The sequence below is a fragment of the Streptomyces sp. NRRL WC-3549 genome (genome assembly GCF_000721935.1).
In the GTDB taxonomy this organism is placed as follows: Bacteria; Actinomycetota; Actinomycetes; order Streptomycetales; family Streptomycetaceae; genus Streptomyces.
This window is the reverse complement of record NZ_KL585398.1, coordinates 87,685-94,553: the sequence shown is the minus strand read 5'-3', so window position 1 is coordinate 94,553 and position 6,869 is coordinate 87,685. Positions and strand designations below refer to the sequence as shown.

The 6,869-nt window shown below is 71.6% G+C and carries 5 protein-coding genes; all 5 read left to right on the top strand.

Translation table 11 applies throughout. The annotated features are described in order from the left end of the window. The coding region (gene sucB / locus IH13_RS0114750; protein WP_031084580.1) for a 2-oxoglutarate dehydrogenase, E2 component, dihydrolipoamide succinyltransferase at positions 1–1,017 on the top strand (1,017 nt) is incomplete at its 5' end. Positions 1,018–1,184: 167 nt separating this feature from the next. Further along, complete coding sequence (locus IH13_RS0114745; RefSeq protein ID WP_031084579.1) at positions 1,185–1,808, top strand: GntR family transcriptional regulator; 624 nt, start codon at positions 1,185–1,187, stop codon at positions 1,806–1,808. A gap of 267 nt (positions 1,809–2,075) precedes the next feature. Beyond that, positions 2,076–4,745: a pyruvate dehydrogenase (acetyl-transferring), homodimeric type gene (aceE, locus tag IH13_RS0114740; RefSeq protein ID WP_031084571.1), complete on the top strand. Its 2,670-nt coding sequence runs from the start codon at positions 2,076–2,078 to the stop codon at positions 4,743–4,745. Between the two features lie 237 nt (positions 4,746–4,982). Then, on the top strand, positions 4,983–6,641 hold the full coding sequence (locus IH13_RS0114735; protein WP_051835846.1) for a glycosyltransferase family A protein: 1,659 nt from the start codon (positions 4,983–4,985) through the stop codon (positions 6,639–6,641). Between the two features lie 48 nt (positions 6,642–6,689). Further along, positions 6,690–6,869, top strand: a 180-nt coding sequence (locus IH13_RS0114730) for a helix-turn-helix transcriptional regulator (protein WP_031084567.1), incomplete at its 3' end; no start/stop codon positions are given.

Genomic DNA, 6,869 nt, shown 5'->3' with positions numbered 1-6,869 from the left:
GCTCCGGCCCCGGCGGCACCCGCCGCCCAGCCCGCCGCCGCTCCGGCCCCGGCCGCACCGGCCGCGTCCGCCGCCGACGACGGTGCGTACGTCACGCCGCTGGTCCGCAAGCTCGCCGCCGAGAACGGCGTCGACCTGGGCGCGGTCAAGGGCACCGGTGTCGGTGGCCGCATCCGCAAGCAGGACGTCGTCGACGCCGCGGAGGCCGCCAAGGCCGCCGCGGCCGCCCCGGCCCCGGCTCCGGCCGCCGCGGCCGCTCCGGCAGCCTCGAAGGCGCCGAAGCTGGAGGCGTCCCCGCTGCGCGGTCAGACGGTCAAGATGACCCGCATGCGCAAGGTCATCGGCGAGAACATGATGAAGGCGCTGCACTCGCAGGCCCAGCTGACCACGGTCGTCGAGGTCGACATCACGAAGCTGATGAAGCTGCGCAGCCAGGCGAAGGCCGCCTTCGCCGCCCGTGAGGGCGTCAAGCTGTCCCCGATGCCGTTCTTCGTGAAGGCGGCGGCCCAGGCGCTGAAGGCCCACCCGGTCGTCAACGCCCGGATCAACGAGGACGAGGGCACCATCACGTACTTCGACTCGGAGAACATCGGCATCGCCGTGGACGCCGAGAAGGGTCTGATGACCCCGGTCATCAAGGGTGCGGGCGACCTGAACATCGCCGGCATCGCGAAGAAGACCGCCGAGCTGGCCGGCAAGGCCCGTGGTGGCGGCCTCACCCCGGACGACATGTCCGGCGCCACCTTCACGGTCAGCAACACCGGTTCGCGCGGTGCGCTGTTCGACACCGTCATCGTGCCGCCGAACCAGGCGGCCATCCTGGGCATCGGTGCCACCGTCAAGCGTCCGGCGGTCATCGAGACCGCCGAGGGCACCGTCATCGGTGTCCGCGACATGACGTACCTGTCGCTCTCCTACGACCACCGTCTGGTGGACGGCGCGGACGCCGCCCGTTACCTGACCACGGTCAAGGCGATCCTCGAAGCGGGTGAGTTCGAGGTCGAGCTGGGTCTCTGAGCCGGCTCGAACCGCCCACGAGGCTTCGGCTGTAACGAGCCTCACCTGCGGCGCCCCCGCCCGGAAGACTCCCGGGCGGGGGCGCCGCCGTATTGTCTAGGCACCACCGGTCGTTCCGGCAGCCGTGTTGGTGTATGTGACACCGGTTTGCCCCGAAGGAGCCCGTCATGACCCCGCCCGTCGTCCACTCGCTGCGCGAACAGATCCGCGAGCACCTCGTGGACGGGATCGTGAGCGGGCGCTGGAAGCCGGGTGAGCGCATCGTGGAGCGCCGGATCGCGACCGAGCTGGAGGTCAGCCAGACCCCCGTACGCGAGGCGCTGCGCGAGCTGGAGACCCTCCGGCTGATCGAGTCGGCCCCCAACAAGGGGGTCCGCGTACGCAACCTCACCGCTGCCGACCTGGAGGAGAGCTACCCGGTCCGCGCCGGTCTGGAGCAGATCGCGGCGGAGCTGGCGGCGCCGGTGCTGGGCGGGGACTGCTCACGGCTCGCCCCGCACGTGGCGGCCCTGTACGAGGCGGACCGGCTCGCCGACGGTGAGGCGCAGGTGCGCCACACGGTGGCCTTCCACCGGGAGATGGTGCGGGCGGCGGGCAACGCCGTGCTGCTGCACACCTGGGAGGGACTGGGCATCGAGGTGTTCACGGCCCTGTCGATCCGCTGGCTCGGCACGGTGCAGAAGTCGTACGCGGAGGAGCACGAGGCGCTCGTCGACGCGTTCCAGAGGCGGGACCCGCGGATCGCGGTGCTGGTGAAGGAGCACGTCCTGGGGTGTGCGCCCCGCGCCTGAGGCTCCGGGGAGCCGTGGCCCATCCGTGGGGGCCGGCGCTCGAATGCGCAGGTCAGCGCCCCTTTTCGCCCCAATCTTCCCGTCACTGCGTGCCCCGTTTCGCGGCACCGCATGCCACTTTTCTTCATATCGAGAAGTTTTACCCTTCATCCTTTGATCGATCATCGATCGGCGCCTTAGAGTTCAGTCGCGGGCCCACCGGCCCCATCGCCCTGTCCTGCCAGCCAGGGACTTCTCCACCCCCTCCCACTCCGGAAGGCGGCGATCATGACCGACCCCGTAGCAAAGCTTCCGAGCGAGCTCGACCAGCTCCCGGACCGCGACCCCGAGGAGACCGCCGAATGGGCGGCCTCCCTGGACGCCGTCACCAAGGCCGCGGGCCCGCACCGTGCCGCATACCTCATGCGGCGCTCGCTCCAGCACGCGGAGGGCGCCGGTATCGCGCTGCCCAAGCTGCTGGAGACCGATTACATCAACACCATCCCCACCGCCGCCGAGCCCGCGTTCGACGGCGACCTGGAGATGGAGTCCCGGATCACCGCCTGGAACCGCTGGAACGCGGCGGCGATGGTCACCCGGGGCGCGCGCTACGGCGTCGGCGGGCACATCGCCACCTTCGCCTCGGCCGCCTGGCTGTACGAGACCGGCTTCAACCACTTCTTCCGCGGCAAGGAGGGGGACGGCTCCGGCGACCAGATCTACGTCCAGGGCCACGCCTCGCCCGGCATCTACGCCCGCGCCTTCCTCGACGGCCGCCTCAGCGAGCAGCAGCTCGACAACTTCCGCCAGGAGTCGGGCGGTGACGGCCTGCCGTCCTACCCGCACCCGCGGCGGCTGCCCTGGCTGTGGGAGTTCCCCACGGTGTCGATGGGCCTCGGCCCGCTCTCGGCGATCTACCAGGCGCGCTTCAACCGCTACCTGGCGAACCGCAACATCAAGGACACGTCGAACTCGCACGTCTGGGCCTTCCTGGGCGACGGCGAGATGGACGAGCCCGAGTCGACCGCTGCCCTCGCCCTCGCGGCGCGTGAGCAGCTCGACAACCTGACCTTCGTCGTCAACTGCAACCTGCAGCGCCTCGACGGCCCGGTCCGCGCCAACTTCCGCGTGGTCCAGGAGCTGGAGGGCGCCTTCCGCGGGGCCGGCTGGAACGTCGTCAAGACGCTCTGGGGCAGCGCCTGGGACGAGCTGTTCCAGCTCGACACCACGGGCGCCCTGGTCCGCCGTCTCCGTGAGGTGCCGGACGCGCAGTTCCAGACGTACGCGACGCGCGACGTGGCCTACATCCGCGAGCACTTCTTCGGCGCCGAGCCCGCGCTCGCCGAGCTGGCGAAGCTGCTGAGCGACGCCAAGATCGCCGAGTGCTTCTACTCCTCGCGCGGCGGCCACGAGGCCCGCAAGGTGTACGCGGCCTACCGGGCCGCCCTGGCGCACAAGGGCGCGCCGACCGTGATCCTGGCGCAGACCGTCAAGGGCTACACGCTCGGCAAGGGCTTCGAGTCCAAGAACGCCAACCACCAGATGAAGAAGCTGTCGGTCGACGAGTTCAAGAGCATGCGCGAGCTGCTCGGCCTCCCGATCCCGGACAGCGCCTTCGAGGACGGCCTGGTCCCCTACGCCCACCCGGGCGCCGACTCCCCCGAGGTCCGCTACCTCCAGGAGCGCCGTGCCGCCCTCGGCGGTCCGGCCCCCGCCCGCCGGGTCCACACGGTGGCCCTGCCCCAGCCGGAGGAGCGCGCCTTCAAGGCCCTGTACAAGGGCTCCGGCAAGCAGGAGATGGCCACCACCATGGCGTTCGTCCGCCTGGTGAAGGACCTGATGCGGGACAAGGAGACCGGCAGGCGCTGGGTCCCGATCGTCCCGGACGAGGCCCGTACCTTCGGTATGGAGTCGCTGTTCCCGTCGGCCGGCATCTACTCGCCGCTGGGCCAGACGTACGAGCCGGTCGACCGCGACCAGCTGATGTACTACAAGGAGGCCAAGGACGGCCAGATCCTCAACGAGGGGATCACCGAGGCCGGCGCCATGGCCGACTTCATCGCCGCCGCCACGTCGTACGCGACGCACGGCGAGACGATGATCCCGTTCTACATCTTCTACTCGATGTTCGGCTGGCAGCGGACCGGCGACCAGATGTGGCAGCTCGCCGACCAGCTCGGCAAGGGCTTCATCGTCGGCGCCACCGCGGGCCGTACGACCCTGACGGGTGAGGGCCTCCAGCACGCGGACGGCCACTCCCACCTGATCGCGTCCACGAACCCGGCGTCGCTCAACTACGACCCGGCGTTCGCGTACGAGATCGCGGTGATCGTCAAGGACGGTCTGCGCCGGATGTTCGGTCCGGACGCCGAGGACGTCTTCTACTACCTGACGGTCTACAACGAGCCCAAGCAGCAGCCCGCGATGCCCGAGGGCGTCGAGGAGGGCATCGTCAAGGGCCTGTACCGCTTCAAGGAGGGCGCGTCCGCCGCGGCGGACGCCCCGCGCATCCAGCTGCTGGGCTCCGGCACGGCGATCCACTGGGCCCTGGAGGCCCAGGAGCTGCTGGCCGCCGACTGGGGGGTCACGGCCGACGTCTGGTCCGCCACCTCGTGGGGCGAGCTGCGCCGTGACGCGCTGGAGTGCGACGAGGCGCTGCTCCGCGGTGAGCAGCGGGTGCCGTACGTGACCCAGGCGCTGTCCGGCGCCCCGGGTCCCGTCCTCGCGGTGAGCGACTGGATGCGGGCGGTCCCGGACCAGATCAGCCAGTGGGTGGAGCAGGACTGGTCCTCGCTGGGCACGGACGGCTTCGGCATCTCCGACACCCGTGTGGGCGCCCGCCGCTACTTCGGCGTCGACCCGCAGTCGGTCACGGTCGCCGCGCTGGCCCAGCTGGCCCGCCGCGGTGAGGTCCCGGCGTCGAAGGTCAAGGAGGCCCGCGAGAAGTACGGGCTCTGAGGGACGGCCGCACCCCGGCCTCTCCGCTTCGCACCGCAGGGCGGGCTCACTCCGAGCCCGCCCTGCGTGCGTCGCCGCGCCCGCCGCGGCGCACACCCCTGGGGCGGGGGGCCTGCCGCGGAGAATCCCCCTTCGGCTGTGGTTCATAGGCTCATACGGGTATATGCGGCATATCGTTCGAGGTCCATGGGCCGGGTATCCCCCACTGCCCCGGCACGGCCTCAGAGGGGATGCAGCATGACCACTGCCGAGAGCTCCGTTCCGCACACGCTGCGGGCGACGATCGTCGTCCCGGTCTACAACGCGTCGCACCACATCGAGTCGTGCGCCCCGTCGCTGCTCGGGCAGAGCATCGGGCCCGACCACTACGAGGTCGTCTACGTCGACGACGGGTCGACGGACGATTCGGCGGAGCGCCTGGACCGGCTGGCCGCCGCCCACCCGCACGTCCGTGTGATCCACCAGGAGAACTCGGGCTGGCCCGGCAAGCCCCGCAACGTGGGCATCGCGCACAGCAGGGGCGAGTTCGTCCAGTTCGTGGACCAGGACGACGAGTTGGGCGAGGAGGCCCTGGAGCGCCTGTGCGCCCTGGGCGCGAAGAACGAGTCGGACATCGTGCTGGGCAAGGTCGTCGGCACCATGCAGCCGCCCAGCAGTGTCTTCGCCCGGACCATCGACCGGTGCTCGGTGCGCGACCACTCGCTGATGGACTCGCTCACCCCGCACAAGATGTTCCGGAGATCGTTCCTCCTGGAACACGGCATCAGGTTCCCCGAGGGCAGGTGCCGGCTGGAGGACCAGCTGTTCATGGCCCGCGCCTACGTCGCCACCGACCGGGTCTCCGTGCTGGCCGACTACCCCTGCTACTACTGGATGCGCCGCGCGGACGAGGGGAACAACAGCAGCGCGCCGATCGACGTCCGGGGCTACTTCGGCAACCTCCGCCAGGTCGTCCGGGCGCTGAAGGACGGTACGGAGCCGGGCGCCGAGCGCGACGCGCTGCTGCGCCGCACCTACCGGGTGGAGATCCTCCAGCAGGTGAGCGAGCCCCGGGTGCTCAGCAACCACCTGGACGTCCGGTCCCGGTTCGAGGCCGTTCGGGAGCTGGTCGCGGAGGAGTTCGCCCCCGGGGTACGGGAAGGGCTCCCCGCCGTGCAGCGGCTGCGCGCGACGCTCCTGGAGGAGGGCCGCCTCGACGGTCTGCGGGCACTGGCGGAACGCACCCGCACGCTGCGGGCGCAGGCCCGGCTGGGCCGGTTGCGCTGGCGGGACGGCAGACTGACCGCCCCGCTCCGGATGACCCTGACGCACGACGACGGCACCCCCGTGGTCATGGTGGAGCGCGACGGGCGCCTGCTGCTCGACCCCCGGCTGCTGGAGGGGAACCCGGCGATCACGGAGTGGGAGGTCGGCGACCCCCTGCGTGCCGCGTCCGCGCATGTGCTCCTGAAGGACCGTAAGCGGCCCATGGGCTGGTTCCCCGCCTGCGACCTCAGGGCCGCGGTGGTCGCCGCCGGTCCGGGCCGCAGCCGGCTGGAGGTCCGCGGCGACCTGGTCGTCGATCCGCTCACCGCGGCCGGCGGCGCCCCGCTGCAACGCGGGGTCTACGACGTGCGGGGCTCGGTGCAGCTGCTCGGGGTGGGCAGGAGCGTCCGGATCACCGGGGACCGGCGCGGTGAGCTGACGGCGGCCGGAGCCGCCCGGGTCGGTCCCGGTGCCGTGGGCGTCGTCCCCTACTGGACCGCCGAGCGCACGCTCGCCGTCGACGTGGGCGAGTTCTACCACCGCATGGACGCCCTCCCGCCGCGCCGGTGGACCGCGCGCATCCCGGCGCCGGCGCGCCGCCCGCTCGGCAGGGCCTGGCGCACCCTGCGCGCGAAGGCGCCCCGGCGCTGACCGCACACCCGCGGGAGCGGGCCGCCGGGGTGCCCGCACAATGGCCGCATGCGTGCTGCCCGGCTCATCAAGATGGTCCTGCTCCTGCAGTCCCGGCCCGCCCTGACCGCCGCCGAGCTGGCCCGCGAGCTGGAGGTCTCGGAACGCACGGTGACCCGGGACGCGCAGGCGCTCTCCGAGGCGGGCGTCCCCGTCTACGCCGACCGGGGCAGGAACGGCGGGTACCGG